Annotated in this window: 33 protein-coding genes and 3 pseudogenes; 19 read left to right on the forward strand and 17 right to left on the reverse strand. The window is 61.4% G+C overall.

The genetic code is table 11. From position 1 onward, the window contains the following. Positions 1–60 precede the first annotated feature (60 nt). A complete protein-coding gene (locus tag ACF8FB_RS19175) occupies positions 61–1155 on the forward strand; it encodes a GNAT family N-acetyltransferase/peptidase C39 family protein (protein ID WP_010953857.1) in 1095 nt (364 codons plus the stop codon). 91 nt (positions 1156–1246) lie between these two features. Here the strand turns inward: ACF8FB_RS19175 and grxC are convergent, their stop codons facing one another. Further along, positions 1247–1501 carry a glutaredoxin 3 gene (gene grxC / locus ACF8FB_RS19180; RefSeq protein ID WP_010953858.1) on the reverse strand — a complete coding sequence of 85 codons (255 nt, stop codon included), beginning with the start codon at positions 1499–1501 and terminating at the stop codon, positions 1247–1249. Positions 1502–1514: 13 nt separating this feature from the next. Then, positions 1515–2033 (reverse strand): carboxymuconolactone decarboxylase family protein, encoded by a 519-nt coding sequence (locus ACF8FB_RS19185; RefSeq protein WP_010953859.1) that lies wholly within the window; start codon positions 2031–2033, stop codon positions 1515–1517. A 129-nt stretch (positions 2034–2162) separates the two neighbouring features. Between ACF8FB_RS19185 and ACF8FB_RS19190 the strand changes: the two genes are divergently transcribed. Then, a complete protein-coding gene (locus ACF8FB_RS19190; RefSeq protein ID WP_003248200.1) occupies positions 2163–2984 on the forward strand; it encodes an AraC family transcriptional regulator in 822 nt (273 codons plus the stop codon). A 62-nt stretch (positions 2985–3046) separates the two neighbouring features. Here the strand turns inward: ACF8FB_RS19190 and ACF8FB_RS19195 are convergent. Then, positions 3047–3373 (reverse strand): annotated as a pseudogene (locus tag ACF8FB_RS19195) (LysR substrate-binding domain-containing protein); the annotation flags it as partial. On the opposite strand from ACF8FB_RS19195, the pseudogene ACF8FB_RS19200 reads away from it, so the two are divergent. Beyond that, a pseudogene (locus tag ACF8FB_RS19200) lies at positions 3331–3759 on the forward strand (diguanylate cyclase); the annotation flags it as partial. The pseudogenes ACF8FB_RS19195 and ACF8FB_RS19200 overlap by 43 nt on opposite strands. Before the next feature lie 160 nt (positions 3760–3919). Here ACF8FB_RS19200 and ACF8FB_RS19205 read toward each other — a convergent pair. From ACF8FB_RS19205 to ACF8FB_RS19215, 3 genes are read right to left on the reverse strand one after another with little or no spacing between them, the layout of a single operon-like run. After that, entirely contained in the window at positions 3920–4369 is a 450-nt protein-coding gene (locus ACF8FB_RS19205) for a carboxymuconolactone decarboxylase family protein (RefSeq protein ID WP_392510657.1), read from the reverse strand. Next, positions 4366–5037 (reverse strand): FMN-dependent NADH-azoreductase, encoded by a 672-nt coding sequence (locus tag ACF8FB_RS19210; protein ID WP_392511680.1) that lies wholly within the window; start codon positions 5035–5037, stop codon positions 4366–4368. The genes ACF8FB_RS19205 and ACF8FB_RS19210 overlap by 4 nt, the downstream gene beginning before the upstream one ends. A gap of 30 nt (positions 5038–5067) precedes the next feature. Then, positions 5068–5550, reverse strand: a complete 483-nt coding sequence (locus ACF8FB_RS19215) for a GNAT family N-acetyltransferase (RefSeq protein WP_392510659.1) — start codon at positions 5548–5550, stop codon at positions 5068–5070. 91 nt (positions 5551–5641) lie between these two features. Between ACF8FB_RS19215 and ACF8FB_RS19220 the strand changes: the two genes are divergently transcribed. Next, entirely contained in the window at positions 5642–7075 is a 1434-nt protein-coding gene (locus ACF8FB_RS19220; protein WP_392510660.1) for a PLP-dependent aminotransferase family protein, read from the forward strand. Here ACF8FB_RS19220 and ACF8FB_RS19225 read toward each other — a convergent pair. Together ACF8FB_RS19225 and ACF8FB_RS19230 are read right to left on the reverse strand one after the other, a co-directional pair. Next, positions 7068–7547, reverse strand: coding sequence for a carboxymuconolactone decarboxylase family protein (locus tag ACF8FB_RS19225; RefSeq protein ID WP_392510661.1), 480 nt, complete (start codon positions 7545–7547; stop codon positions 7068–7070). The two genes, ACF8FB_RS19220 and ACF8FB_RS19225, sit on opposite strands and share 8 nt — an antisense overlap. 323 nt (positions 7548–7870) lie before the next feature. After that, complete coding sequence (locus tag ACF8FB_RS19230; RefSeq protein WP_392511681.1) at positions 7871–8770, reverse strand: LysR family transcriptional regulator; 900 nt, start codon at positions 8768–8770, stop codon at positions 7871–7873. Positions 8771–8863: 93 nt separating this feature from the next. On the opposite strand from ACF8FB_RS19230, the gene ACF8FB_RS19235 reads away from it, so the two are divergent. The 7 genes from ACF8FB_RS19235 (at position 8864) to ACF8FB_RS19265 (ending at position 13643) form a co-directional block, all read left to right on the forward strand. Beyond that, positions 8864–9811: a ketopantoate reductase family protein gene (locus ACF8FB_RS19235; protein WP_392511682.1), complete on the forward strand. Its 948-nt coding sequence runs from the start codon at positions 8864–8866 to the stop codon at positions 9809–9811. After that, a complete protein-coding gene (locus ACF8FB_RS19240) occupies positions 9808–10206 on the forward strand; it encodes a VOC family protein (protein ID WP_010953899.1) in 399 nt (132 codons plus the stop codon). Before ACF8FB_RS19235 ends, ACF8FB_RS19240 begins: the two co-directional genes overlap by 4 nt. Next, positions 10203–10658 (forward strand): MaoC family dehydratase, encoded by a 456-nt coding sequence (locus ACF8FB_RS19245; RefSeq protein ID WP_010953900.1) that lies wholly within the window; start codon positions 10203–10205, stop codon positions 10656–10658. Before ACF8FB_RS19240 ends, ACF8FB_RS19245 begins: the two co-directional genes overlap by 4 nt. After that, positions 10655–11887, forward strand: coding sequence for a CaiB/BaiF CoA-transferase family protein (locus ACF8FB_RS19250; RefSeq protein WP_010953901.1), 1233 nt, complete (start codon positions 10655–10657; stop codon positions 11885–11887). Before ACF8FB_RS19245 ends, ACF8FB_RS19250 begins: the two co-directional genes overlap by 4 nt. Next, positions 11884–12702: a shikimate dehydrogenase gene (gene aroE / locus ACF8FB_RS19255; protein WP_010953902.1), complete on the forward strand. Its 819-nt coding sequence runs from the start codon at positions 11884–11886 to the stop codon at positions 12700–12702. The genes ACF8FB_RS19250 and aroE overlap by 4 nt, the downstream gene beginning before the upstream one ends. 4 nt (positions 12703–12706) lie before the next feature. Beyond that, complete coding sequence (gene aroQ / locus ACF8FB_RS19260; RefSeq protein WP_010953903.1) at positions 12707–13144, forward strand: type II 3-dehydroquinate dehydratase; 438 nt, start codon at positions 12707–12709, stop codon at positions 13142–13144. Positions 13145–13385: 241 nt separating this feature from the next. Continuing rightward, complete coding sequence (locus ACF8FB_RS19265; RefSeq protein WP_014591103.1) at positions 13386–13643, forward strand: hypothetical protein; 258 nt, start codon at positions 13386–13388, stop codon at positions 13641–13643. Between the two features lie 52 nt (positions 13644–13695). On the opposite strand, the gene ACF8FB_RS19270 is transcribed toward ACF8FB_RS19265, so the two are convergent. From ACF8FB_RS19270 to ACF8FB_RS19280, 3 genes are all read right to left on the reverse strand, one after another. After that, the gene (locus ACF8FB_RS19270) at positions 13696–14388 is read right to left on the reverse strand and encodes an anti-sigma factor domain-containing protein (RefSeq protein ID WP_350297805.1); all 693 of its coding nucleotides are present in this window, start codon (positions 14386–14388) and stop codon (positions 13696–13698) included. After that, positions 14385–14933, reverse strand: coding sequence for a sigma-70 family RNA polymerase sigma factor (locus tag ACF8FB_RS19275; RefSeq protein ID WP_010953906.1), 549 nt, complete (start codon positions 14931–14933; stop codon positions 14385–14387). Before ACF8FB_RS19275 ends, ACF8FB_RS19270 begins: the two co-directional genes overlap by 4 nt. A 103-nt stretch (positions 14934–15036) precedes the next feature. After that, on the reverse strand, positions 15037–15564 hold the full coding sequence (locus tag ACF8FB_RS19280) for a DUF3455 domain-containing protein (RefSeq protein ID WP_392511683.1): 528 nt from the start codon (positions 15562–15564) through the stop codon (positions 15037–15039). Between the two features lie 216 nt (positions 15565–15780). On the opposite strand from ACF8FB_RS19280, the gene ACF8FB_RS19285 reads away from it, so the two are divergent. The 3 genes from ACF8FB_RS19285 to ACF8FB_RS19295 all read left to right on the forward strand — a co-directional run bounded on the left by ACF8FB_RS19285 (position 15781) and on the right by ACF8FB_RS19295 (position 17349). Then, complete coding sequence (locus ACF8FB_RS19285) at positions 15781–16068, forward strand: hypothetical protein (protein ID WP_392511684.1); 288 nt, start codon at positions 15781–15783, stop codon at positions 16066–16068. 402 nt (positions 16069–16470) lie between these two features. Then, complete coding sequence (locus ACF8FB_RS19290) at positions 16471–16839, forward strand: hypothetical protein (RefSeq protein WP_350297806.1); 369 nt, start codon at positions 16471–16473, stop codon at positions 16837–16839. A 201-nt stretch (positions 16840–17040) separates the two neighbouring features. After that, the gene (locus ACF8FB_RS19295; protein ID WP_019438490.1) at positions 17041–17349 is read left to right on the forward strand and encodes a hypothetical protein; all 309 of its coding nucleotides are present in this window, start codon (positions 17041–17043) and stop codon (positions 17347–17349) included. Between the two features lie 225 nt (positions 17350–17574). Here ACF8FB_RS19295 and ACF8FB_RS19300 read toward each other — a convergent pair whose 3' ends face one another. Beyond that, the gene (locus ACF8FB_RS19300; protein ID WP_049586128.1) at positions 17575–17775 is read right to left on the reverse strand and encodes a hypothetical protein; all 201 of its coding nucleotides are present in this window, start codon (positions 17773–17775) and stop codon (positions 17575–17577) included. A 169-nt stretch (positions 17776–17944) separates the two neighbouring features. Between ACF8FB_RS19300 and ACF8FB_RS19305 the strand changes: the two genes are divergently transcribed. Beyond that, the gene (locus ACF8FB_RS19305; RefSeq protein ID WP_010953913.1) at positions 17945–18304 is read left to right on the forward strand and encodes a hypothetical protein; all 360 of its coding nucleotides are present in this window, start codon (positions 17945–17947) and stop codon (positions 18302–18304) included. Between the two features lie 42 nt (positions 18305–18346). On the opposite strand, the gene ACF8FB_RS19310 is transcribed toward ACF8FB_RS19305, so the two are convergent. Continuing rightward, positions 18347–18553 (reverse strand): hypothetical protein, encoded by a 207-nt coding sequence (locus tag ACF8FB_RS19310; RefSeq protein WP_020191128.1) that lies wholly within the window; start codon positions 18551–18553, stop codon positions 18347–18349. A gap of 157 nt (positions 18554–18710) precedes the next feature. Here ACF8FB_RS19310 and ACF8FB_RS19315 point away from each other — a divergent pair. The 3 genes and pseudogenes from ACF8FB_RS19315 to ACF8FB_RS19325 all read left to right on the forward strand — a co-directional run. Further along, positions 18711–18869, forward strand: a pseudogene (locus ACF8FB_RS19315) (hypothetical protein); the annotation flags it as partial. Between the two features lie 175 nt (positions 18870–19044). Beyond that, positions 19045–19845 carry an LPS biosynthesis protein gene (locus tag ACF8FB_RS19320; protein WP_020192962.1) on the forward strand — a complete coding sequence of 267 codons (801 nt, stop codon included), beginning with the start codon at positions 19045–19047 and terminating at the stop codon, positions 19843–19845. Positions 19846–19915: 70 nt separating this feature from the next. After that, entirely contained in the window at positions 19916–20416 is a 501-nt protein-coding gene (locus tag ACF8FB_RS19325; protein WP_010953916.1) for a methylated-DNA--[protein]-cysteine S-methyltransferase, read from the forward strand. A gap of 4 nt (positions 20417–20420) precedes the next feature. Here the strand turns inward: ACF8FB_RS19325 and ACF8FB_RS19330 are convergent, their stop codons facing one another. Together ACF8FB_RS19330 and ACF8FB_RS19335 are read right to left on the reverse strand one after the other, a co-directional pair. Further along, positions 20421–20663, reverse strand: coding sequence for a hypothetical protein (locus tag ACF8FB_RS19330; RefSeq protein ID WP_010953917.1), 243 nt, complete (start codon positions 20661–20663; stop codon positions 20421–20423). After that, complete coding sequence (locus ACF8FB_RS19335) at positions 20660–21403, reverse strand: carbon-nitrogen hydrolase family protein (RefSeq protein ID WP_010953918.1); 744 nt, start codon at positions 21401–21403, stop codon at positions 20660–20662. Before ACF8FB_RS19335 ends, ACF8FB_RS19330 begins: the two co-directional genes overlap by 4 nt. 214 nt (positions 21404–21617) lie before the next feature. On the opposite strand from ACF8FB_RS19335, the gene ACF8FB_RS19340 reads away from it, so the two are divergent. Continuing rightward, positions 21618–22343: a serine/threonine protein phosphatase gene (locus tag ACF8FB_RS19340; protein ID WP_010953919.1), complete on the forward strand. Its 726-nt coding sequence runs from the start codon at positions 21618–21620 to the stop codon at positions 22341–22343. Here ACF8FB_RS19340 and ACF8FB_RS19345 read toward each other — a convergent pair. Together ACF8FB_RS19345 and ACF8FB_RS19350 are read right to left on the reverse strand one after the other, a co-directional pair. Next, positions 22291–22905, reverse strand: a complete 615-nt coding sequence (locus ACF8FB_RS19345) for a LysE family translocator (protein ID WP_104887572.1) — start codon at positions 22903–22905, stop codon at positions 22291–22293. The two genes, ACF8FB_RS19340 and ACF8FB_RS19345, sit on opposite strands and share 53 nt — an antisense overlap. Before the next feature lie 83 nt (positions 22906–22988). Further along, positions 22989–23798, reverse strand: a complete 810-nt coding sequence (locus ACF8FB_RS19350) for an AraC family transcriptional regulator (protein ID WP_392511685.1) — start codon at positions 23796–23798, stop codon at positions 22989–22991. Positions 23799–23829: the final 31 nt, after the last annotated feature.

The following is a 23829-nucleotide window of genomic DNA, read 5'->3' on the forward strand; positions in this document are numbered from 1 at the left end:
CAATAAATCACGGGTTTCCCGACCTGTCCCGGTTCGTTACTCAAACATTACGGTGTTGCCATGGCTTTTGATTTTCGCTTTGCATCGGTGGCCGATATCGATGCGCTGGTTGCCCTGGAGCAGGACTGTTTCACCCTCGACCGCCTGAGCCCGCGTAATTTCAACTGGATGGTGCGACGCGCCAATGCCAGCCTTATTGTCGCTGAACAACAGGGGCATCTGGCGGGCTACGCGCTGCTGCTGTTCCATCGCGGCACGTCACTTGCCCGTCTGTATTCAATTGCCGTAAGCCCTGCCTGGCGCGGCCATGGGTTGGGCCAGCAGTTGCTGGAGCAGGCCCAGGCAAGTGCGCTTGAGCGTAATTGCGCCTGGCTGCGCCTGGAGGTGCGCGCGGACAACCCTGCGGCCATCAGCTTGTACGAAAGCAATGGCTATCAACGCTTCGCCGTGGTTGAGAACTACTACGAAGACCACAGCCAGGCGCTGCGTTTCGAGAAGCGTATCCTGCGCAGCGCTCCGCCCCCTGCACGGCAAGTGCCGTACTACGCGCAAACGACCGAGTTCACCTGCGGAGCGGCCTGCCTTTTGATGGCCATGGCTGCGGTCGAACGGGCGCGGGCCATGCACCGCAGCGAGGAAATTCAACTGTGGCGAGAAGCGACCACCATCTTCATGACGGCAGGGCACGGCGGTTGCAGCCCGCAGGGGCTTGCACTGGCGGCCTGGCGCCGCGGGTTCGAGGTGTGCATGGTGGTCAGCCAGCCTGGATCGCTGTTCCTCGATGGAGTACGCAGCACGCAGAAAAAAGACGTAATGCAATTGGTCGAGGACGGCTTTGCCGGGGCGTTGGCCGAAACCGACGTGCATCAGGTGCTGGCGCCCGGCCTTGATGTGCGGTCAGCGTTGCAAGACGGGTTCAGGCCGGTGGTGCTGATTAGCAGCTACCGTTTCACTCGTCTGAAAGCCCCGCACTGGATCTTGGTCACGGGTTGCGATGACGAATTCGTGTACCTGCATGATCCTGATGTGGATCACAGCCGCCAAAAACGCATCCTGGACTGCCAGCATCTGCCAGTAAGCCATGCCGAATTTCAGCGCATGAGCAGTTTCGGCAGGCAGCGGGTAAGGGCCGCTGTGCTGTTGCGCGGGCGATAGAACGGCTGTGCAGGTGGGTACGTATGGCATGGGCATGGAGTGAACATGAATAGTGCTCCGGATGGGCTCACATGCCGGAGCACTTTGCGCTTCAAGCGTGAAGCAATGCCTCGAGCTGGCCCTTGCGGTCAAGACGCGCCAAGTCATCGAAGCCGCCGACATGCACCTTGCCAACAAATATCTGTGGGACAGTTCGGCGCTGGGATCGCTGCATCATTTCCGCCAGGTGCAGGGGTGACGTTTCAACGTTGATTTCGTCAGGGGTGATGCCCTTGCTCGACAGCAGTCGCTTGGCGCTCAGGCAGTATGGGCAGTGCGGGGTGGTATAGATAGTCACAGGGCTCATGGCGGTTACCCTCCTAGTTTGCCGATGGCGGAAAGTCGATATCGGTAGCGGCGATGTTGTTCAGGTAGTTGGTCAGGGTTAACAGCGTGACCTGTGCCACCACCTCCACGATCTTGCTATCAGTAAGCCCTGCCTCACGCGCGGCAGCGATCTGCTCGTCACTCAACTGGCCGCGCCTTGCCGTGATCTGCTGCGCCAGTGCGGCAACCGCGCTGAGTGTGCCGGCTCGGGCTTGGCTTACGGCCTCATCGCTCAAACCCGCCTTGCCGCCGAAGAAGGTGTGTGCGGCCAGACAGTAGTCGCACCCGTTGATTTCCGAGGTGGCGAGGGCAACGACTTCACGCTCGGCGGCGCTCAGTGAGCTTTTACCCAACGCTTGGGCGAGGCCCAGGTAACCATTGAGCGCGACCGGAGCGTGCGCCAGGGTCCTGAATGCGTTGGGAATGAAGCCGAGACCTTTTTGAATGCCTTCGAGAGCTGCGCGCGAGCCAGTAGGCGCCTGGTCCAGCGAGAGAGCGGTAATACGAGTCATGGTCGTTCTCCAATAGGTTGAGTAACCGGCTTGTCTATCAAGCTTGGGGTCCATACTAGAGAGGCAGACTTTTCTTTCGGCTTCAGATCGTCGAAGTTATGCAACAGATCGTCTAAACCTGAGTGCGCTATGGACCGACTGTCGACACTACTTAAGCACTTCAACCTGCACGCTAGTGCGTTTCACCAGGGTGGGTTCTGTGGAACGACCCACCTTGGGCAACACAGTGTCGGGCACGCCCATCTGTTGCGCTCGGGGCGTCTGGCCTTCAAGGACAAGCGTGGGCAGCGTATCGAGTTGACCGAACCCACCCTGATTCTGGCGGTGCGCCCGCAGGAGCATCACTTGCTGGCCACCGACGCCGATGAAGCGGAGTTAGTCTGCGCCACCCTGCAATTCGATGGCGGCGCCAACAATCCGCTGACCCTGGCTTTGCCGGACTTCATCATCAAGCCCCTCGGCGAATTGCAAGGCCTTGATGGCACCCTTGACTGGCTGTTCGAAGAAGCCTTTGGAGATGAGTGTGGTCGTGATGTCATTCTCAATCGCTTGTTCGAGCTGATGATCATTCAGCTGCTTCGCCACCTCATCGCCAGCCGCAGCATCGCCTCGGGAATGATGGCAGGTCTGGCCAACGCTCAGCTGTCTCGCGCGCTTGTGGGGATCCACGATGAGCCGCAGCGCAATTGGTCCGTGGCGGAACTGGCGAATCTTTCGGGCATGTCGCGGGCAAGCTTCGCTTCGCACTTTCGCGAGATCGTGGGTATTACGCCTGCGGACTACCTGGCGAACTGGCGCATCAGTCTGACGCAAAAACGCCTTCGCGAAGGGCGCCCCATTGCCCTGATCGCCGATGAGGTCGGCTACGAAAGTCCTTCTGCGCTAGCCCGAACCTTTCGCCGCAAGGTGGGTGCGAGCCCGAAGCAATGGCTGCAGCAGGGAACGGTGTGACGCCTGGTCGACCGACTTGCACGCCAGGGAATGAGCAAGGTCCTGCGCCTCATCGGGGTGGCCTACACGTTCTCCCGAAGAAAATCGATGAACGCCATCGTCCTTGCCGAGCGGCGCCGCTCACGGCTGAACACGGCGCTGACCGGCAGCGCGGTCGTCTGGTATTCGTCGAGCAGGCTACACACGCCACCCTGCTCGAAGTCCGCAGCAAACAGCCATTGCGCAGACAGGGAGATGCCCAGGCCACCGAGGACCATTTCACGAATGGCCTCGCTGTTGTTGCTGGTGACGTTGCCTTTGATTGCAACCTCAAGTGCTTCGCCACGATGGGTGAAGTGCCAGCGGTCGCAACGGGACCCCGCTGGCTTTGCTGATGATCGACATCGACCACTTCAAACGCTACAACGACACCTATGGGCATCCGGCTGGCGACGCCTGCCTGCAGCAGATGGCTTACCTGCTCAGTTCCTGCATCCGCCGCCCTCGCGACCTGCTGGCGCGCTACGGGGGGGAGGAAATGGCCGTGATCCTGCCCGATACCGACATCGACGGAGCAGCTGTCGTTGCCCGGTTGATGCTTGAGCGCCTGGCCTTGCAACCTGTCCCTCATGAAGGCAGCCCTTTTGGGCATGTGACCGCCAGTATCGGCATCGCCTGCTATGATGGAGCGACCCTCGACAGCCCGCTATCGCTAATTGGACGCGCTGACCGGGCGCTCTATATCGCCAAGCAAGCGGGCCGCAATCGCCTGCATGTCGACCGGGCGCATGTGTAAAGCCAATGACAGGTGTAGCGGTCAACCGCAAAGCCAATTGCCCAAGGTCCAGTATCAGGGGGGCCGCCCTTGACGAAGTGCAGGTATGGCGCCGACAGCTGCCGGTCGTAGATGACCGGACATCTGTAGTCAAGGCCGCTGCGCGGCCCCAACATAGCCATCAAGCCTTGGCGGCAGGCCGTACCCGGAAACTGACACCCATACGGTTGAAAGCGTTCATTGCGGCAATCGCCGTTGTCAGGTCGACCAGATCCTTTTCTGCAAATGCCGCCGATGCGGCTGCATAGGCTTCATCAGAGACGTGAGTCTCACTTACCCGCGTAACTTCCTCGGCCCAGGCCAATGCCGAGCGCTCTTGCTCCGAGAACAGATACTGTGCTTCATGCCACACCGGTATCAGCAGCAATTTGTCCACCGACATGCCTTCTTTGATCAGATCGCGTGAATGCAGATCAATACAGTGTGCGCAACCGTTGAGTTGAGAAACCCTGAGAAAAACCAGATGGATCAGTGAGGATGGCAGGTCTGTCCCAGTGATTACGAAATGATGCAGTCCCCCGAGGGCCTTGGCGGCGCCGGACGATGCTGCAAACCAATTGAGGCGACTCATAGGTGTTGTCCTTGCAAAGTGTCAGTGACATTGGAGAAGAAGGCCTGTACCTCACCGTATCCACGCTCTCTCGCAGCATCCAGGGACGCTTTCCCCTTGGCAGTACCTTCAACGTTGAAGTAATGCACTTGGTTGAGGCCGATGGTCGCAAGGACGGCAGTCAGGTAGGGGCGCAGAAAATCGGGCTGTCGGGCACTCGGGCCATTGATGTAGCCCCCGCAAGCAATAGCGACATAGACCGGTCGATCCACCAACGTACCGACCTTCCCTTTATCGGTGCTCAGGAAAGTCTTGCCCACGCGCACTACATGATCAATCCAGGCCTTGAGCGGGGCGGGCACGCTGTAGTTGTGCATTGGCGTGGCAATCAGCAGTACGTCGCACGCCTGCAATTGGCCGATGAGTGTGTTCGAACGGTTCAGCGTCCCCTCTTGCTCTTCCGCTGAGACCGCTCTTGGATTGGCCAGAGTCTGCGCGTATGAGGCATCGACTGGAGCTAACGTGTGAAGATCGAAATCCGTCACTTCGATACCGCGTCTGCCTGCATGGAGGGCCAAGGCAAACAGAATTTGCTGGGACAGTTTGAGACTTTCCGAACGGTCACCATTGGGGCTGGCGGCAAGGCGAAGAACGCTCAACGGAACAATGGGCTGCTTGTGCAAAGTCATGTAATTGCCTCAATTTGATAACGGCGAGCGTCATGGCGCATCGAACTGTTTTTGAAAGCGCAGTGCACTGTTGTGCATGCCTTCACGGGAGTAGAAGCGTTGGGCTCCGGCGTTGGCCAACCCGGTATCAAGCACAAGGCGGGCGCAGCCACTGGCGCGCGCCAACCGCTCCAAGGCCTGCAATAACCGCGCTCCCCATTGATGACCTCGCTGGGTTTCAGCAGTTATGAGGTCGTCGACATACAGGAATGTGCCGTAGACCAGATTCTCCTGGAGGCGGTAACCGGCTAGTGCCACCAAGCTGCCTGCGTCGAAGGCACCAACCAGAAGATATCCCTCGGTGCGCATACGCTCGACACGGCTGATGAAGTCGGCTTCGCTAGCCAGGTGGGGGCGCAATTGCTGCATCACCGGGAACGCGGCATGCAGGTCGTGAGAGGTATCCAGAGGGCGCAGGTTGGCGTCAGCCAGATCTAGCACGCTGGGTATGAATGGGTGAGGAGTGAGTGTCATGAACGCCAGCCTCCGTGAGTAGGTGTTGGCGCTATCTTGAACTAGGATTAGCCCACTTGATTGAGCCAAGAAATGGAATATAAACTAGGCCATGACGACTTCATCTTCGCCTTCTTTTGCCCCTCTGGATGAGCGATCCAACTCTCCTTTGTATCGTCAGCTCTACCACCGAGTGCTGACCGCCATCGCTGCCGGCACGCTATCTCCTGGTGATCGCTTGCCATCAGCGCGCGCCATGTCAAAGGAATTAGGCGTTGCGCGCGGCACCGTCGAGCTTGCCTATTCCTTACTTGCCAGTGAGGGCTACCTCCTGGCGCTCGGACAGAGAGGCACGGTGGTCAATCCCGAGTTGCGCACGCCTGAACGGTCGGTCAGCGCAGTGACCCCAATGCTGGAAGTGATAGAGGATTCTGACGTCATACGTCGACCGCTACAGCTTTTGCCGTTCCAGATGGGTGTGCCAGCACTGGATGCATTTCCGCGAAAAATATGGGCACGTCTCGGTGCTCGATATCTACGCGGCATGCGTCTGGGCGATCTGGACTATCCGGCGCCCCACGGCCTGCCGGCATTGCGCAGCGCCATCGCCTCGTATTTGCAGATGTCCCGAGGTATCGATTGCGGTGCCCATCAGGTCTTTATCACGAGTGGTTGGCGACACAGCCTGTCCTTCGTCGCCCAGACGTTGTTGCAGTCATGCGAGTGCGCCTGGGTGGAAGACCCGGGTTATCCCACTACACGCCAGGTACTTCGCCAGTTCGGGATGGGCTTGGAGGCAGTCCCAGTGGATGGTGATGGGATGAATGTGGAACAGGCTATCGCTACATCCAAGCCTGCGCAGGTAGCCACGGTGACACCGGGGCATCAGAGCCCGCTGTCGATGGCCTTATCGCTGCCTAGACGGCAGCTGCTCCTGGATTGGGCGGCCCGCACCGGCGCCTGGATTGTCGAGGACGACTACGACAGCGAGTATCGCTATGTCAGTCGTCCGCTTCCAGCGCTCGCCAGTCTGGATCGCAATGGGAGGGTTCTGTATGCCGGCACCTTCAGCAAGGTGCTGTTTCCCGGTATCCGCCTGGCGTACTTGGTGGTGCCCCAGGCGCAGGTAGCGGCGTTTGAACGCGTGGGTCGGACGTTATTTTCCGCCGGTTCACCCTCCATTACCCAGGCCCTGGTGGCGGCGTTCATCGCAGAGGGTCATTTCACCCGCCATATTCAGCGCATGCGCCGGCTCTATAACGAGCGCAGGGTGATAACCATTGAAGCGCTGGAGCGGACTCTGCCGAAGGGCGTTCAGGTAGATCGCTCCCCAGGCGGCATGCATTTGCTGTTGCGTTTACCGGAAGATACAAACGACATTGCCCTGGCCGAGCAATTGTTGGCAAGGGGCATGTCAGTACAGGCATTGTCGCGCTGGTACTTATCGTCTCAACGTCATTCGGGGTTGCTGCTGAGCTTTACAAACTGCGCCACGGCTGCCCAAAGCGAGCAGCTTGGCGCTTTGATCAGCAGGATGCTCAGTTGAGGTTGGCCTTGGTCAACCCGAATGCCTCATCGGACGAACCCGGGATCGTCTGAAAGGCCACATTCAGGCGATTCCAACCATTGATCGCGACGATCAGGAACGTCAGATCCGACAAATCCTGTTCGGCAAAGTGTTCACGCACTTTCGCATACACGCTTTCAGGAATGCCATGGGGTGGCAACTGGGTCAGGGCTTCGGCCCACTCCAACGCGGCGCGCTCGACAGGCGAGAACAGCTGCGACTCACGCCAGACGGCAACGTGGTGAAGACGCAACTCGCGCTCGCCATGAATCTTGGCCTCTTTCACATGCATATCCACGCAGAACGCACAGCCATTAAGCTGGGAAGCCCGAAGCATGACGAGGTGAGCAAGCTCGGCCAGCAGCGGCTTCTTGCTCAGGTGCAGGGTAAGCTCCACCAGCTTGTTGGAGGCCTGAGGGGACAGTTTGAAGTAATCAATACGGCTTTTCATGGGTGGTTGCTCGCAGTGGAAAGGTGTTGTCGGTGCCCACTGTAGTTATGCATGGCCCTGCCTGACAGAACCAAGATTGCGACTTCGAACTAGGCCATATTGGCTCGACGGATATTGGACCCGTCCTGAGTAGCGCTGACTTTGGAGGGCGATCCTAGCCGTTGATTGGCATCCGCGAATGTCAGCTATGGACCGAAGGCGGCCGGTCGTGAATGCCCATTCACGACCCAAAACCGTCCATCGCCAAGGTAGCCTTGCGGCCTGCGCGGTCGGCTTGAATCAGCTCTGCTATCTAAGTCGAAACGTGATCCTGCTTGGCTGGCTTACTGAAACAATCCGCGAACGACTTCCCTCAACCATCGATTTCCATTGTCCTGATGGTATCGGGCATGCCAATGCTGTTTGACCGTGAATCCCTCCACTTCGAACGGGCAGTCATGCACCTGTAGCCCATGCATATCGGCCAGTGTCTGCCCGATATGCCGCGGCAAGGTGCCCAGTAGGTCGGTAGTCCCGATTATCTTCCCCAGCCCGAGAAACGCTGGCAGCTCGAGCATGATCCGCCGTTCGATCCCGGCCCGCGCCAATCCCGCTTCCAGCAGCTTCTGCCCGGTGCCGAAACTGATCTGCACATGCCCCTCGGCCCGATACCGCTCCAGGCTCATGCCATCGCCCAGGCGCGGATGCTGCGGGTTGCTCAGGCACACCCAGTCCTGCTCGAACAGCACCTGTTGATACATCCCCCCGCCCAACCAGGGCACGAAGCCGATGGCCAGGTCCGCTTCGCCCGATTCCAGCGCGCTCTCGGTATTGCCGTCGATCCGCGCCGCCTCCAGGCGGATGCCCGGCGCATGGCTGCGCAGATGGTTGAGGATGCTGGGCAGCAAGGTGATGTGGCTGGCATCGCTGACACACAGGCGAAAACGCCGCTGCGCTGTGGCGGCGATGAACTGCGGCTCCCAGGCGGTCAGCCGGCGCAGCGATTCCAGCACCTCGCGGCACGGCCCTATCAGCTGATCGGTGCGCGGGGTAGGGGCCATGCCGCCCGGCGTGCGTACGAACAGCGGGTCGTTCAATTGCTCGCGCAAGCGCGCCAGCCAGATGCTGATGGTCGGCTGGCTCTGCCCCAGCTGTTCGGCGGCACGGGTCACGCTGCGGCATTGGTACAGCACGTCGAACAGCTGCAGCAGCTTGGGTTCGGGCAGGGCCTCCAGGCTAGTCATTATTGGAATTCTCAATAGCGGTATTGAGGGCATTGTATAGCGCAAATAAACCCCGCTGCATAAGGTGATCGCAAATCACAGGAGGTCTGCGACGTGAAAATCTGCATTCTGGGCGCCGGTGCACTGGGTTGCGCCATCGGCGCGGCCTTGAGCGAGGCAGGGCATGAAACCTGGCTGCTGAACCGCGGCCGCGCGCATGTCGAGGCGATGAACCAGCATGGGCTGCGGGTGCAGGACGAACGGGGCGAGCGCCATGTACCGGTCAAGGCGGCCATCGAAGCCGTAGACGTTGGCGTGACCGATTTGGTGGTGGTGCTGGTGAAGTCGTTTCACACTGCCGAGGCCATCGCCGGTGCCCACGGGCTGATAGGCCCACAGACGCTGGTGCTGTCGCTGCAGAACGGGCTCGGCCACGAGGACATCCTGGCCGAAGTGGTGGGTCGCCAGCGGGTGCTGGCTGGCAAGACCTATGTCGGCGGCGTGCTCCTCGCGCCGGGCTCGATCCGCGCCGGTGTGGCCGGCAAACAGACTTTCATCGGCGAGCTCGACGGCCAGCTGACGCCCCGCGTGCAGGCCATCGCCGAAGCGTTCAACAATGCCGGGCTGGCGACCACGGTCAGCGACAACATCCTCGGCACCATGTGGGACAAGCTGCTGGTCAACGTCGCCACCGGTGCGTTGAGCGGCATCACCAGGCTCAGCTACGGCCAGCTGTACAGCGAGCCGCTGCTGGAAAGCACCGCCAAGGCCGCCGTGGCCGAGGCCATCGCCGTGGCCGAGCGCGCCGGCATCCGCTTGAGCCTGACCAGCCCCGAGGCTGCCTGGTCACTGGCCGCCGAAGGCCTGCCGGCGAGCTTCCGCACCTCGATGCTGCAGAGCCTGGAAAAAAACTCGATCACCGAAATCGACTTCATCAACGGCTCCGTCGTGCGCTGGGGCCAGCGCCATGGCGTGGCCACGCCGGTCAACGCGACCCTGGTGGCCTGCATCAAGGGTATCGAGCGCGCCATGGCCGATCATCAGAAGGGAGAAACCCCATGAGCCAGCCAAAAGCCTACCTCGAACACGTGGCGTTCTGGGTGCAGGACATTCAGTGGCATATCCGCTTTTTCAGCGAGGTGTGTGGCATGACCATGCGTGAAGTACAGGGTGACGTCGAGCAACCGGCGCAGTACTGGACACTCGGCGGCCTGCAGTTCATTCACCAGCCGGACTTCGCTGGCCCGGAAGGGCGCCTGGCGCACCTGGGCATCATGTGCGAAGACCTGGAAGCGGCGCTGGCCGCCGCCCAACGCTTTGGCGTCAGCGAAATGCCCCAGGGCCGCAACTGGCTGCGCCTGCCTGATGGCCTGGCGGTGGAGTTCATCCAGGCGCTGCCGGCCAAATGCGTAGCCCAGGCACTGGCCATCGACCCGCGCGCGGAGGTGCAGGCATGAGCGTGATTGAAAAGTACTGGGACGATGCCCGCGAAGGCGATGAGTGCATCAGCCCGACCTACACCGTGACCCGCGAACGCATCCTGGCCTACGCCGACCTCACCGGCGACCACACCCCGGTGCATGTCGATGAGGCCTACGCCAACGCCAGCCACTTTGGCTGCCTGGTCGCCCACGGCCTGTTCGGGCTGTCGATCGCCGACGGCCTGAAGACCCAGTGCGAGTACCGCTTCCTGCCGGGCATGTCGCTGGGCTGGACCTGGGACTTCGTGCTGCCGATCAAGGTCAACGACGTGCTCCATGTGCGCATGCGGGTGGGTGCGATGCGCCCGAGCAACAGCCGACCTGGCTGGGGCATCGTGGTGCTGCCTTCGGAACTGATCAACCAGCACGGCGAAGTCGTGCAACGTGGCGAGCACCGGTTGATGGTGCCGCGCAGGGCATTAGCATGAGCCAGACATTGCCATTGGCGGGTATCCGCGTCGTTGACTACAGCCACTTCCTCGCCGGCCCCTATGTCGGCCGTTGCCTGGCGGCGCTTGGCGCAGAGGTGATCAAGGTCGAGCGGCCGGGTAGCGGCGACGCTGGCCGCCAGCATGCGTTCACCCTGGACGACCAGCAGAGCGGCTATTTCCTGCAGCTGAACATGGGCAAGCAGGGCGTCAGCGTCAACATGAAGGACCCGCGCGGCAAGGCGTTCATGCAGCGCCTGACCGATTCGGCCGACGTGTTCATCGAGAACTACCGCCCCGGCGCCCTGGACAAGCTGGGCCTGGGCTACGCCGAGCTGTCGGCGCGCAACCCGCGCCTGGTGTACTGCTCGATTTCCGCCTACGGCCATACCGGGCCGGACGCCCACCGCGCCGGCTTCGGCCTGATCGCCGAGGCCAAGAGCGGGATCATGCAGATGGTGGGCGTGCCGGGCGAGGCACCGCCGCTGCTGCGTATTTCCCTGGGCGACATGTACACCGGCATCCACGCGGTGGCGGCGATCAATGCCGCGCTGCTCGGCCGGGTGAGCAGTGGCCGTGGCCAGCACATCGACATGGCGCTGTACGACACCCTGGTGTCGATGCACGAATACGCAGTGCAGTGTTACACGCTGTCCGGTGGCACTGTGTTGCCCCAGCAGACCGGCCACGACATGCCCACCTCGACCCTGTACGGCGTGTTCCGCGCCACCGACGGCGACCTGGTGATCGCCGCCCAGGTCGACGATGCCTGGCAGCGCTTCGCGGCCATGCTCGAAGCCAACGGCGGCCCGCCCGGGTTCGGCAGCGACCGCCGCTACCACGGCCTCAACGGCCGCAACGCCCACCGCGAGGCGATCCTGGCGGTGGTCCGCGATTGGGTTGGCGCGCGTCGGGTGGCCGAGATCCTGGCGTTGCTCGATGGCATCGACATCCCCAGTGCCAAGGTTCAACGCATCGATGAAGTGCTGGCCGACCCGCAGATCCAGGCACGCAACATGGTCATCGAGCAGCAGCACCCACGCTACGGCACGCTGCGCCTGGCCAACCTGCCGTTCCGCTTTTCCGACTGCGATACCACGATTCACCAAGTAGCCCCGGACCTTGGCCAGCACAACGCCGAAGTGGCCGCCGGGCTTGGCTTCAGCCCTGAAGAAATCACTGCCTTGCAGGCGGATGGCGTGTTGTTTACCCACGGAGATGCACGATGAGCGACCGCTACGCAGTGATCGGCCGACCGATCAACCACACCAAGTCCCCGCTGATTCATGGCCTGTTCGCCCAGGCCAGCAACCAGCAGCTGGAATACGGGGCTATCGAAGGCTCGCTGGACGACTTCGAAGCCCAGGTACTGCAGTTTCGTAGCGAAGGCGGGAAGGGCATGAACATCACCGCCCCGTTCAAGCTGCGTGCCTTCGAGCTGGCCGACCGGCGCAGCGAGCGGGCGCAATTGGCACGGGCGGCCAATGCGCTGAAGTTCGAGGATGGCCGCATCGTCGCCGAAAACTTCGATGGCATCGGTTTGCTGCGGGACATCGAGGAGAACCTTGGCGAGCCGCTGCGCAACCGCCGTGTGCTGCTGCTGGGTGCTGGCGGCGCGGTGCGCGGGGCGTTGCTGCCGTTCCTGCAGGCGGGGCCTAGCGAGCTGGTGATCGCCAACCGGGACATGGCCAAGGCGCTGGCGCTGCGTAACGAGCTCGATCACTCGCGTCTGCGCATCAGCCGCTACGAAGCGCTGGAAGGGCAATCGTTCGACATCGTCGTCAACGCCACCTCGGCGAGCCTGACCGCGGACTTGCCGCCCCTGCCGGCTGATGTGCTGGGCGAGGCGGCCTTGGCCTACGAGCTGGCCTATGGCAAAGGCCTCACGCCTTTCCTGCGCCTGGCTCGCGAGCAGGGCCAGGCGCGCCTGGCCGATGGCGTCGGCATGCTGGTGGAGCAGGCCGCCGAGGCGTTTGCCTGGTGGCGCGGGGTGCGGCCCGACACACGTGCGGTGATCAATCAGCTGACGATTCCCTTGGAGTAGGTCGATGGTCGCCAATGTACTGATGCTGCATGGCATCAACCACAACATGTTCGGCAAGCGCGACCCGCGCCAGTACGGCACAGCGACCCTGGCCGACATCGACCAGGCGTTACAGGCCCTGGGCGAGGAGCTGGGGGCGCAGGTCGAGAGCTTCCAGAGCAACTTCGAGGGCGCCATGTGCGAGCGCATCCATCAGGCCTATGAGGACCGGGTGGATGCCGTGCTGATCAATGCCGGTGCCTGGACCCATTACAGCTACGGCATTCGTGATGCGTTGGCCATTATCGAAGTGCCGGTGGTTGAAGTGCACATGTCCAACATTCATGCCAGGGAGCCATTCCGCCATCACTCGGTATTTGCCGAGGTGGTGCGCGGGCAGATCTGCGGGTTTGGTGTCGAAACCTACCTGCTGGCGCTGCGTGCGGCGATGAGCATGGTCTGAGCAGGGCGCAGGGGTCGGATCTCCGAGCGCGTCTACCCGCGAAGCAGGTGGCGCGGGGCATGCGGCGACGGCGCCTGAAGTGACCGTAGGTGTGGTGGATGTCGTGCTGCCTACCCATCCAGCATGGATGGAAAGCCAGTAGCAACTTCCGTGACTGCATAGTACGGTCCGCCTTCAACAAGCCACCCGGTTCGTTGCCTCCAACCCCACGGACCGGGGCTCTCATGACCTGGGAGGTCGAATGGACGTCGCTACAACGATCAGTCAACAAGAACTGGATAACGCCTTGGTCGCGTTTGCACGCTACAAAATCGGAGAAATCAAGATCTTCGACCTGGAGCAGGCAATGAGCTTCGAAGCAGGCCAAGCCTTGTCCCAAAGTGGGCTGGTCCGGTTCTCAATTACCAAAATGGTGTCAGGACGTTATCGCATCAGCGATGAAGGAGAGAACGCCATCACAGAGGCTGGGCGGGATCGCCTTGAGGTGATCCGCGCCTGACCATAGGTCCAGCCTTGCGAAGGCCGCAGTCGCGTTCTGCGGCCCTGTCGTGTCATATCACTTTCACCGCGCGACCAATGAACTTCACCGGCCCTGTCGGCAGACCGGTCGGCGAGCCACCGGCTTTCTCCAGCGTCAGCTCGAACAGTTGATTGGCCTCCAGGGGTGGCAAACTTTCCAGCGGAACTCGATAGGGTTCGCCCGGTTTGACCAGACCAAGCGAAACCGGGGCACGCCATTGCTCGCCCTTGGTCCAGAACTGCAGGGCCATGCCGTCGGGGACCTTGTCCTTACCCAGCGGCAGCAGTTCGATCATGTGGCTGTCGCTGGCCTGCACCACCCAGCCGGGGGCCTGGCTGTTCGGCGCCACCAGCACCACCAGATATTCCGTGGTAGAGGGGGGCGTGGTCAGCAAGGTAAACGCCAGCAGCAGGCTTGCCGCCAGCCCCGCGGCGCTGAGCCCTTGCCACAGGCCGAGGCGTTGCCACCAGCGAGCCTGCATGCGCGGTGCGGGTAGCTCGTCGAGGCTGCGCTGGATACGGCGCCACAGGCGGGGGCTAGGGGGCTGCGGGGTAGACAGCGCGGTCAGCTCCAGCAGCCGGGCCTCCCAGGCATCCACGGCGGCGCGAAGCGCGGGGTCGGTACGCAGGCGTTCGGCCGTTGCGGCATATTGCTCCGGCGACAAGGTCCCCAGCACGTATTCCCCGGCGAGGCTGTCCAGTTCTTCGGCAGAATCGGGCTTCATTCCAGACACTCCCGTAGCGCTTTGAGGCTGCGTTTGATCCAGGCCTTGACGGTGCCCAGTGGCGCACCCAATAAACCGGCTATCTCGGCGTGGCTGCAGCCGTCCACGTAGGCGTGCAGGATGCAGCGTTGCGGTGCGGGCTGCAGTTGTTCCAGGCAACGGTAAATCTTTGCTGAGCCGGACCAGAGGTCAAGGTCATCAACCCTCCCGTGCAATGTTGATGCAGTTTCGGTGTCGGCATCGGTCAGTACAGTTTCACGGCGGGTATCGCGTATCGAATTCAGCGCCAGGTGGCGGGTAATGCTGTAGATCCAGCCTCGAGCCGAGCCGCGCGCCGGGTCGTAGCTGGCTGCGCGGGTCCAGATGCGGATGATCGCATCGTGGACGATATCTTCTGCGGTGGCGTCGTCACGTGCGATACGCCGGGCAACGCCCAGCAGGCGCGCGCCTTCGTGATCGTAGAGCGCCTGCAGGGCCCGCCGGTCACCCTGTGCACAGGCTAACAGGCAGCGGTGGAAGTCGAAGGGGGCGGCCGGCGAGTTCAACGTGTGTGGCTTCCTTGTGTAAGGCAAGTACCCCGGCCATCCAGCCGGGGGGCTTGCCATCGAGCGTAGATCATCACTCGCAGGGCGTTGGGTCAGGTGCGTGTCACTTGGCTGTCCAGAACACATAGTCAGCCTGGTACTGGACGACCTGCCTGGCACCTTTGTTCTGCGTCGTGCAATCGACTGACGGCGCCACACCGCCGCGGGTGGCCAGGCGCTGGATATAGCTGACACCTTGCATGGCGCCTTTGCCTTCGGCCGGGTTGGCCTTGACCAGTTGATAGGGTATGGCGCCTTTGTCCGCCGGTGCCACTGCCAGCTGGGTGCCTGTGACTTTCGAGCCATCCTTGGCCTGCCAGGTAGCGGGTGGGCCAAAGTAGTCGCCCACCTGTTTACCGGTACGGTCATTGAGCACTGCCTTGGGGCCGACGAAAGTCCATTCGGTCTGACCGGGGGTGTTGGCCTTGTCGCGGCACTCGTAGGTGATCTCGCCGACGCCGACGGTTTCGAGCAGGACGCGATGGCCATCAGGGACTTTGACTGCGTCTGGCAGCGCGGTCTGGGCGAGGGCGGGCGGCAGCGCAAGGGCGAGGCTGCAGGCAAGCAGGCAGGCGGAGTATTTGAAGTTCATGGGCAGTGCTCCTGAAAGTCATTGGGCCGGGCAGTCAAAGGCCGCCCACTAGCAATACCCGCCAACGGGTGGACTGGATGCACGGAATGAAAAAAAATGCGTAGCGAGATGACCCTGCATGTGCTTGCCTACCATCTCGAACGAGCGATGAGACTCTTCGTCATCGCAGGACTGCTTTAACGCGCGCACCCCGACAACCCCACGAGGACACTGCAAATGAAGCGTTTGTTACTAGGCCTGTTGCTTGCCGCATCGGGCACTGCCCACGCCGGTATTCCGCTGTTGAACGCTACATGCCCCGGCAATATCGAGGTCCAGGCCGATAAAGGTGGGCCTGTTTACATCAACGGCAAGGAAGCCACGCTGAAGAAATTCAATGACAACTATTTCGAGGCCAAAGGTGGCGGGGTAACGGTATCGTTGTCGATCAACCCGGACGGCTCGCCTGACGTCTCGTATACCGGTAAGAACAAAGCCAATGGCGTATGCCAGATCAAGGACTGACTGCGCGATTGCGCGGTTGGGCTGGCGCAGTGTCAGCGGGCTGCATCAGGGCGCTGGAACGGGAATTGCTGTGACCCCTGAGACATTGATCATGCGGAGTACGCAGAAATGACTCAGGATGACCGCTATTACATGATTTTCAGCGTGGTTGCTGTGCTGGTACTCGATCTGGCGGCGACTTATGTGTTTCTCAACGCCATCCCCTGACCCCGGTAATGGGTAGGCCTTACTCGTAATCGGGGGCAAGGCAGGGCGTGAGGGAAACGCCCCGAACCCTATATAGCAAACAAACCTGATGCCCTGTTGTAGTTGAGCAGTAACATGGGCACACCAAAACCAAAAAAAGGGCAGGCTGCTTGGCAACATTTCCCAGTTTTCGATGGGGCTGCAGGAGCGTGTCGCATGAGAAACTCAAGATCGCTAGCAGGCGCACTACTTGTGTCCGGGGTAGCCACGTTGTTCACGGCAGGCTGCGCACAAAACCCTGATGTGCGTGACAGCCACGATTATACCGCTGGCACCACCGTGAAAAGCCCACCCGCTTATCTGGGCTGCGTCAAAGGCGAGCTACAAGGGAATGTGAAAACCTATGAAGTCGAGGGTGATAACGCGGTCAGGCTTTTCGTCGAAAGCACTGACCCCGACAAGGCAGAAGGTCTTGTAGAGTTGCGGGGCACGGGAAGCGAGCGCCACTTCACGGCCTATCAACGTGATGCCTGGTACGACCATGGCAGGTTGCTGGATGCTGCACTGATGTGTTCAAAAGCGTAATCATCCAACCCCCACACCAATAGCCCGCCGTCGAGAGCGGGCTTTTTGTGTGCCCATCGCCTGCCCGGCAACGTTCAAAAAAGGGCGGGTGGAGCCGGTATGGCCTGAGCAGCGTTGCTTTGCATTTGCCGGCCCCGCCCGTAATATTCGTTGTATTTGGATGGAGAGTCGCAGGTGGAAGCAAGAAGCGTAGTTGCCGAAATGTTCATTGGGATTCCGACGCATTTCTGGGTTTTGCCTGTTGCCGGCCTGGTTGCCTACTACGGGCTGAAGTGGTCCGCCAGATCCAGTAATCGTGCCACCCTGCTACAAGCCTCGACTTACCTGTTATTGCTGGTACTGGCCGTTCTGCCCAACGGCTTTTATGCACTGTTTCCTCCCGCGCCCGAGCCGGATGTGCTGTTGAATCAATCACCGTTGCCCAACTATGCAGGGCGCTTCTACCTGGATGCGTTCTATGTCTTCAGTGGCTGGGCGCTGAGCAAAGTGGTCAAGTTGAAGTTCAGCTGAGTCCCAGCTCGCATTCCTGATGCACTGACTGGATCAGTATTTGCTTACCCCTTTTGAAACCGGTGCATCTGGGGGATACGGCAATGCTCTCTGAAGATCTGTACATCATGTTCGTGATTGTCGGCAGTGTGCTGGCCCTGGATATAGCAGCCATCGTTTTGTACAGGGGAGCCAAGCCCTGAGCCCGCATTTGGTTCGCAATGGTGCCGGAGCATCATGAGGACTTCAGCTTTTCTGCTGTACCTGCAGCACCGAACCCTTGTCGTCAGTTGCCAGCAATCCGCCGGCGTCGGTGTCGTCTGATTGTCGCTCGGCAAGTGGTACGTCCGGCGAGCGAAAGATGCTACGGCCTTGTTCACCGGTTTTAAGGGTGACGAGTTTGCCATTCTGATAGAAGAACTGAGTGTTGTTGGCGTTGGTTTGCATAGTCTGAAGCCCCTGCCGAGTCGTGGTGTGATGTGCCATGGGCAGTTTCACTGTTGCAGCGTGACCTTGCTACTGGCAGAAATATCAGGTGCGCTGCACGGATCCCGCTTGGGCGCCGTCCTGCAGCAAGACTTTGGTTGATTGGTAACGCGACGTCACCCCCGTTAAAATGCAGCCTATCCATAACGGCCGATTGCAAATGCCTGACTTTCGTATTTTTATCGCTACTGTGTTGGTTGCCTGCCTCGCCGGTTGCGCAACCCCCGGCAAACCCACTGCCAGCCAACTGACCAGGAAATCGCCGCAGCAGTACGCCGCCTGTGTCCTGCCGAAATGGCAGGCGCTGGCGCCACAGGCCACGCAGAAGTCGATAGCCCACGGCTACCGGCTCACGGCGCCAAGCGCCGTGGCAAGCGACGATGTGCTTGATGTGGTTGACGCTCACGAGGGCAGCCGCGCGACCTTCTACAAGGGCAGCTTTCTGTCTGGCGACAAGTTACGCCAGGCTGTCAGGCAATGCCTGGATTGAATCAGTGACCCGAGCGGGTTGTGCCGCCCCGATCGCCTGCAGTTACCCCAACTCATCCCGCTTGTTCAAATGTTCGCACTTCACCTGCGCTTCCATTCGGCTCGGATAGCTGGGTTTGAGCCGCTCCTTTGCCTGATTGTCATAAATGTCGAACCCTCCACACACGGTAGCGGCGTAGTAGCGGCTGCCAACGCGGAACGATTCCTTTTCGATCGGCACAGCGGGAACGATAACGAATCTTGGTTGCATTTTTCGTGCCTCCCCAGGCAGAGATTTAAGTATTAGTCTCGCAAGAGGTAACCATCAAGCAGCCTCATGAATAAAGGCGCTGGTCCGAACGCCGGTGGGTCGACAGTACTGTCATCAAATGAAAACCCGCTGTCGTCCGATGCGAAGCACCCCGCAGGTCAGTTCGGTGGCGCTGGAAAACCTGATCAGCCAGCACCCGTCCGTCGCCTCGGTCGCGGTGATCGGTATTCCTGATCCACAGTGGGGGGAACAACCTTTGGCCTTGGTGGTCTGTCATGAAGGTGTGCAGTTGGACCAGCCTGCATTGGCCAGGCACCCTTAGCCCCATCTTGTTGCTGGCGTGATCTTTGCTAGTGTGCAGCCCCAAAACCCCGCCAAACAAGGGAATGGCGGTTGACTTAAGTTCACCGACGTAAAGTTAGGTAAAAGCGGCCACGGCATATACACGGATCAGTAGTGTGGTTTGTACTGTCCAGTTGAAGATGCCATTGATGAACACACTTCCCTCGCAGCCAAGCGCTGAACGCGGGGCGTTCTCCGGTTTCGAGGCGTGTCGCAATTCCCAGCAGGGCCCCGTGGTGATCCTTGCCTCCGGCGCTTCTGCCAAACATTTTCCGCTGGGCGAGTTTGCGCACTTGCCCATCATCGCCATGAACGGGTCGGTCGCCATGACCGCCGAACACGGCATCAAACCCTTCTTCTACGTGTGCACCGACAAAAGCTTTTGCCAGCAACAGCCGGCCTTGTTCGCCACTGCCGTGCGCGACAGCGAACGCCTGGCCCTGTGGCCTGAGCAGTATGCGCGTGCCGATGTGCCAGCCCACACCCAGTGTTATGCCTTGCACAAAGCCGATATGCCGAGCCTGCTGGACGGTTTGCGCGGCCATGGTGACAGTTGCGTGTGCAACCGGGCACTGTGGAGCAAACGCAGCCGCTCGATCGCCTTCAGTAAAGACATGGCCCATGGCTTTTTCGATGCCCGCACGGTGGCTTATGTGGCCTTGCAGTTGGCCTATCACCTGGGCTTCGAGCAAGTGTTGCTGGTGGGGGTAGACCTCGACCAGAGCGTCGGGCGCTTTTACGAGGACGGCCAGGGCCCGTCTTCGCCGTGCGGACTCGACCAGCATTGGGACAGCCGCATCCTGCCGTCGTTGAAGCTGATGGCCAGGGAAGTGGTCAGCGAGCATTTCCACGTCTACAACCTGTCGGCAACATCACGTATTCCCGCTGAGCTGATACCCAAGGTCACGCTCAGCCAGGCGCGGCACATTGCCGGCTGCGCAATGAACTGAGCAAGAAAGCGGGTGCATGAAAGACTGTGGATGCGTACAGTGGGCCGATCGCAACTTGCAGGAGCCCGCTATGTCCAGCGCATTCACGATCATGCCATCGCCCGTCGGCATGCTGACCCTTGTGGCCCGTGGCAATTGCCTGGCAGCCGTATTGTGGGAAGAGGAGCGGGAAAACCGCGTACGCCTGGGCGCACTGCACCGGGACGACCAGTGCCCGGTATTGCGGGAAACCGCTCGCCAGCTGGGCGAGTACTTTGACGGCAAGCGCCAGCGTTTCGAGCTGGCACTGGACTTTGCCGGTACTGAGTTCCAGCGCCAGGTGTGGGCCGCATTGCTGGCGATACCGTTCGGCGAAACCCGCAGCTACAGCGACATTGCACGGCAGCTCGGCAACCCCAGGGCGGTACGCGCGGTTGGCGCTGCCAATGGCCGCAACCCGATTTCGATCGTTGCTCCCTGTCACCGGGTAATCGGCGCGTCGGGCAGCCTGACCGGCTTTGCCGGTGGCCTGGCGGCCAAGCAGTATCTGTTGGCGCTGGAAGGGCGGCAAAGCCTGGCGCTGGACCTGTAAGGCGTCAACCGAACCCGCTGGCGATCAGGCAGGCCAGCACGGCCAGCACCGAACCGGCGATCAGGGTGTATTGCCGCCGGGCCTGACGTGCGCGGGGCCCGACCTCACGCAGGTACTCGCCGGGCGTAGGCGCATCGGGCCGATGGCGCAAACCCTCGGCCACATCGGCAAGTTGACCCTGAATCAGCAAACCGACCAGGCAGTAGGTGCAGGCGTAACTCAGCAACGCTAGAAACAGATAGATCATGCAAGGTACGGGTTCAAGGGCAGGGTGATCGCGCTGGCACTGCGGGTGTCGAGTACGATCAGCCCTTCACTGTGGTCATCCAGGCTGGCCAGCAAGTGCCCCTGGCTGTCCCATGCTGCAGAACCGCCAGCACCAATGAAAGTGTCGGCCGGCCCCACGCAGTTGGCCATCAATACCGGCATGCCCAGTTCGCGTGCCACCTCTGGGTAGTGCGCATATCCCTCGCGGATACCCTTGGCGGTTTTCGCAACGCTGACCAGGTACAGGTCGGCACCGCGCTCGCGGGCAACGGCGGCATGCGCCAGGAACATCGATTCGTAGCAGATCGCCGGCGCCACCCGGTGTTCACCCACCTCCAGCAGCAATGCCTGATCACCTGGGGTGAAGTAAGGCAGCTCATCATCATGCAAGCGCTGCTTGGCATAGACCTGGCGCGGCGCCTCAGGGCAGAAGATGGGCATGCCGATGCGTAGGCCGTCGGGCGTCGGCAATGGCAGGCCCACGGCAACGGTAATGCCCAAGCGGTCGCAGGCTGCCTGCAGCGGGTCCAGGCGCGCGGAGGTGACGGGCAGGGCGGCCTGGCGCGCCACACTCGGCTCATAGCCGGTCAGCGACAGCTCGGGGAACACCACCAGTTCGGCACCCAGGGCCGCAGCCTGCTCGATGCAAACCAGATGGCGCTGGAGGTTGCCTGGCAAATCGCCCTTGAGCGACGCCAGTTGTACGGCGCACAGTTTCATCAGAACCATTCCCTGGTGAAGATTGACGGGCCGAGCATACTACCGGCACCAACGCCTATTCCAGTGAAGGGTTTTTCAGGAAGCCTGGGGTGCGCAGCAAAACGCCTCCCAACCTGCGCAGCCACGGTACCTTGTGCCATGCTGTCCAGTGACAGCGCCATGCGCACGGCCCGCGCGAAGCCGGGCAGGGTGCTACCAGCGGAGGAACACTGTAATGGCACGGTTTCGGCGGATGATCGCCAATATCCGGGGACGGGATCTGGCCGTGGGCGATATCCATGGCCACTTCCAGCGCCTGCAACAATGCCTGGATGCGGTAGGGTTCGATCCGGCGGTGGACCGCCTGTTCAGCGTGGGTGACCTGGTCGACCGTGGGCCGCACAGCGAGGCAGCGTTGGAATGGCTGGCCCAGCCTTGGTTCCATGCCGTCCAGGGCAATCATGAGGCCTTGGCAATCACCCGCGTGCGCGGTGGGCGGCTCGACCTGGGCATGTACCGCGCCGCCGGGGGTGGTTGGTTCCTTGACTTGCCGCGGCGCGAGCAACTGCGTTTCGTGGAGCGTTTCGAGCAGTTGCCGATTGCCATGGAAGTGGAGAGTGCAGACGGTCTGGTAGGCCTGCTGCATGCAGACAGCCCGTTTGCCGACTGGACAGACTTACGCTCCTGGCTGGAACTGGATGACGACCCTGAAGTGCGCCAAGTGTGCCAGTGGTCGCGTCGGCGCCTGAAAGAGGGGGACACCCAACCGGTGCAGGGCCTGCGAGCCCTGCTGGTCGGCCACACCCCGGTGCTGGAGGCCAAGCTGCTGGGCAATGTGTGGCACCTGGACACGGGGGGCTGGGCCAGCGGCCATTTCACCTTGGTCGACATGCGCACCTTGCAACAAGTCAGCCCCGGGCCAGATGCAGCAACAACGCCCCCGCCAACATCACCAGCATGACCCCCGAGGCCCGCTCCAGCCACGCCAGGCTGCGGGCGAAGCGCCGCAGTACCCGCTGGTTGCCGATGGCCACGGCGACCAGCAAGTCCCAGAGCAGGACGATGCTGAACATCCATAGCGCGTAGGCCGTTTTCCAGCCGGGGCTGACGCTGGCGACCATGCTGGCCAGGCTGGCATAGAACAGCGCGTTCTTGGGGTTGAGGATGCCAGACAAGAAGCCCATGCCCAAACTGCGCCACCAGCCATGCACCCGCTGGCTGCCGGCGACTGTGCCCAGGCTGGTTTGCCCGGCATGGCGCAGGAACAGCACGCCGATGTACAGCAGGTAGCTGGCGCCGGCCAGTTGCAGGGCGCTGAACAGCAGGCTGCCCTGCTGCAGTACCGAAAGCCCGGTGAAGGCGATGACGATGAACGCGCCATTGGCCAGCGCTATGCCCAGGCAGGCGCCGCTGGCGATGCGCCAGCCGCTGCTGATCGCGTTGCGTGCGACCAGGAAAAAGTCCGGGCCAGGTGAGAGCAGGGCAAGGAAGTGGGCCAGGGCGATGATCATGAATTGTTGCATTGGGGGCTGCTCTACGGAAAAAACCGCAGTCTGCTGCCGGGCCCGTTCTGGCGTATTGAACAATATTGCACCTGCAGCAGCCTTCAGTTTCCGCGGTACTGCCCCGGCGTAACCCCCACATGGGCCTTGAACACCCGCTGGAAATGGCTCTGGTCAGCAAAGCCAAGCTGGTAGGCCACTTCCGCCAGGGCCAGCCCTTCACTCAACAGTTGCCGCCCGCGATTGACCCGGGCATTGAGCAGGTAGGCATGCGGGGTAAACCCGGTAGCCGCTCGAAACGCGCGGATCAGTTGATAGCGCCCAAGCCCGGCCTCCCGCGCCAACACCTCCAGGCTCAATTGCGCAGGGTCCTGGTGTTCGATGCGTGCAAGCAACCCGCTCAAGGTGGCGGCTTGCAGGCCGGGGGCCGCTGCCAGCGGTGGGTGCGCGGAAAAATCCAGGTCCCCCAAAAAGGCAATCAGCGCCGCATCTTTCTCGCCATTGCAGGCACTGGAAAACAGCAACCTGTTCAGCGCGCAGAACTGCCGATATACCTCGGCCTCCCTGCAGATACGCACCGGTTCGCCGGCTTCGATACCGCCAAGGCCCGACTCCAGGCGTAACTGCGTCAGCCAGTCGGCATCCACATGCAGCATCTGATAGCTCCACGCCAGGCCGGGGGCCGGGTTGCACGCATGCACGCAGTGGGCCGGAACCAGTACCAGCGTGCCGGGCGCCAAGTGTTGCTGCCCGTCGGCAGCCCCGGTGAAATGGCTGCGGCCAGCATCCACCGCACCGATGGAAAACGTCGGGTGGCTGTGGGCCTTGTAGCAGGCCCGGCTGTGGCAGGCGCGCCGGCTTTCGACATGTGCCAGGGCCGGATCGCGCCACAGGTCGGCGTGGGAACGGGGCATTACAGGCTCCTCGGTATTGCCGGCAGGGTAA

Origin of the sequence: Pseudomonas sp. yb_2, from assembly GCF_043103905.1 — a bacterium.
GTDB lineage: Bacteria > Pseudomonadota > Gammaproteobacteria > Pseudomonadales > Pseudomonadaceae > Aquipseudomonas > Aquipseudomonas alloputida.

What these genes read in the sequence shown, in the direction of transcription:
- ACF8FB_RS19270 (WP_350297805.1), bottom strand. Translation starts at nt 14,388, where the DNA reads ATGAAGCCCGATTCTGCCGAAGAACTGGACAGCCTCGCCGGGGAATAC.
- ACF8FB_RS19245 (WP_010953900.1), top strand. Translation starts at nt 10,203, where the DNA reads ATGAGCGTGATTGAAAAGTACTGGGACGATGCCCGCGAAGGCGATGAG.
- ACF8FB_RS19210 (WP_392511680.1), bottom strand. Translation starts at nt 5,037, where the DNA reads ATGACTTTGCACAAGCAGCCCATTGTTCCGTTGAGCGTTCTTCGCCTT.
- ACF8FB_RS19330 (WP_010953917.1), bottom strand. Translation starts at nt 20,663, where the DNA reads ATGATCTATCTGTTTCTAGCGTTGCTGAGTTACGCCTGCACCTACTGC.
- ACF8FB_RS19300 (WP_049586128.1), bottom strand. Translation starts at nt 17,775, where the DNA reads ATGCAAACCAACGCCAACAACACTCAGTTCTTCTATCAGAATGGCAAA.
- ACF8FB_RS19305 (WP_010953913.1), top strand. Translation starts at nt 17,945, where the DNA reads ATGCAGCCTATCCATAACGGCCGATTGCAAATGCCTGACTTTCGTATT.
- ACF8FB_RS19250 (WP_010953901.1), top strand. Translation starts at nt 10,655, where the DNA reads ATGAGCCAGACATTGCCATTGGCGGGTATCCGCGTCGTTGACTACAGC.
- ACF8FB_RS19205 (WP_392510657.1), bottom strand. Translation starts at nt 4,369, where the DNA reads ATGAGTCGCCTCAATTGGTTTGCAGCATCGTCCGGCGCCGCCAAGGCC.
- ACF8FB_RS19265 (WP_014591103.1), top strand. Translation starts at nt 13,386, where the DNA reads ATGGACGTCGCTACAACGATCAGTCAACAAGAACTGGATAACGCCTTG.
- ACF8FB_RS19185 (WP_010953859.1), bottom strand. Translation starts at nt 2,033, where the DNA reads ATGACTCGTATTACCGCTCTCTCGCTGGACCAGGCGCCTACTGGCTCG.
- ACF8FB_RS19295 (WP_019438490.1), top strand. Translation starts at nt 17,041, where the DNA reads ATGTTCATTGGGATTCCGACGCATTTCTGGGTTTTGCCTGTTGCCGGC.
- ACF8FB_RS19225 (WP_392510661.1), bottom strand. Translation starts at nt 7,547, where the DNA reads ATGAAAAGCCGTATTGATTACTTCAAACTGTCCCCTCAGGCCTCCAAC.
- ACF8FB_RS19350 (WP_392511685.1), bottom strand. Translation starts at nt 23,798, where the DNA reads ATGCCCCGTTCCCACGCCGACCTGTGGCGCGATCCGGCCCTGGCACAT.
- ACF8FB_RS19340 (WP_010953919.1), top strand. Translation starts at nt 21,618, where the DNA reads ATGGCACGGTTTCGGCGGATGATCGCCAATATCCGGGGACGGGATCTG.
- ACF8FB_RS19280 (WP_392511683.1), bottom strand. Translation starts at nt 15,564, where the DNA reads ATGAACTTCAAATACTCCGCCTGCCTGCTTGCCTGCAGCCTCGCCCTT.
- ACF8FB_RS19230 (WP_392511681.1), bottom strand. Translation starts at nt 8,770, where the DNA reads ATGACTAGCCTGGAGGCCCTGCCCGAACCCAAGCTGCTGCAGCTGTTC.
- ACF8FB_RS19190 (WP_003248200.1), top strand. Translation starts at nt 2,163, where the DNA reads ATGGACCGACTGTCGACACTACTTAAGCACTTCAACCTGCACGCTAGT.
- ACF8FB_RS19325 (WP_010953916.1), top strand. Translation starts at nt 19,916, where the DNA reads ATGTCCAGCGCATTCACGATCATGCCATCGCCCGTCGGCATGCTGACC.
- ACF8FB_RS19320 (WP_020192962.1), top strand. Translation starts at nt 19,045, where the DNA reads ATGAACACACTTCCCTCGCAGCCAAGCGCTGAACGCGGGGCGTTCTCC.
- grxC (WP_010953858.1), bottom strand. Translation starts at nt 1,501, where the DNA reads ATGAGCCCTGTGACTATCTATACCACCCCGCACTGCCCATACTGCCTG.
- ACF8FB_RS19345 (WP_104887572.1), bottom strand. Translation starts at nt 22,905, where the DNA reads ATGCAACAATTCATGATCATCGCCCTGGCCCACTTCCTTGCCCTGCTC.
- aroE (WP_010953902.1), top strand. Translation starts at nt 11,884, where the DNA reads ATGAGCGACCGCTACGCAGTGATCGGCCGACCGATCAACCACACCAAG.
- ACF8FB_RS19215 (WP_392510659.1), bottom strand. Translation starts at nt 5,550, where the DNA reads ATGACACTCACTCCTCACCCATTCATACCCAGCGTGCTAGATCTGGCT.
- ACF8FB_RS19290 (WP_350297806.1), top strand. Translation starts at nt 16,471, where the DNA reads ATGAGAAACTCAAGATCGCTAGCAGGCGCACTACTTGTGTCCGGGGTA.
- aroQ (WP_010953903.1), top strand. Translation starts at nt 12,707, where the DNA reads ATGGTCGCCAATGTACTGATGCTGCATGGCATCAACCACAACATGTTC.
- ACF8FB_RS19175 (WP_010953857.1), top strand. Translation starts at nt 61, where the DNA reads ATGGCTTTTGATTTTCGCTTTGCATCGGTGGCCGATATCGATGCGCTG.
- ACF8FB_RS19285 (WP_392511684.1), top strand. Translation starts at nt 15,781, where the DNA reads ATGAAGCGTTTGTTACTAGGCCTGTTGCTTGCCGCATCGGGCACTGCC.
- ACF8FB_RS19220 (WP_392510660.1), top strand. Translation starts at nt 5,642, where the DNA reads ATGACGACTTCATCTTCGCCTTCTTTTGCCCCTCTGGATGAGCGATCC.
- ACF8FB_RS19335 (WP_010953918.1), bottom strand. Translation starts at nt 21,403, where the DNA reads ATGAAACTGTGCGCCGTACAACTGGCGTCGCTCAAGGGCGATTTGCCA.
- ACF8FB_RS19240 (WP_010953899.1), top strand. Translation starts at nt 9,808, where the DNA reads ATGAGCCAGCCAAAAGCCTACCTCGAACACGTGGCGTTCTGGGTGCAG.
- ACF8FB_RS19310 (WP_020191128.1), bottom strand. Translation starts at nt 18,553, where the DNA reads ATGCAACCAAGATTCGTTATCGTTCCCGCTGTGCCGATCGAAAAGGAA.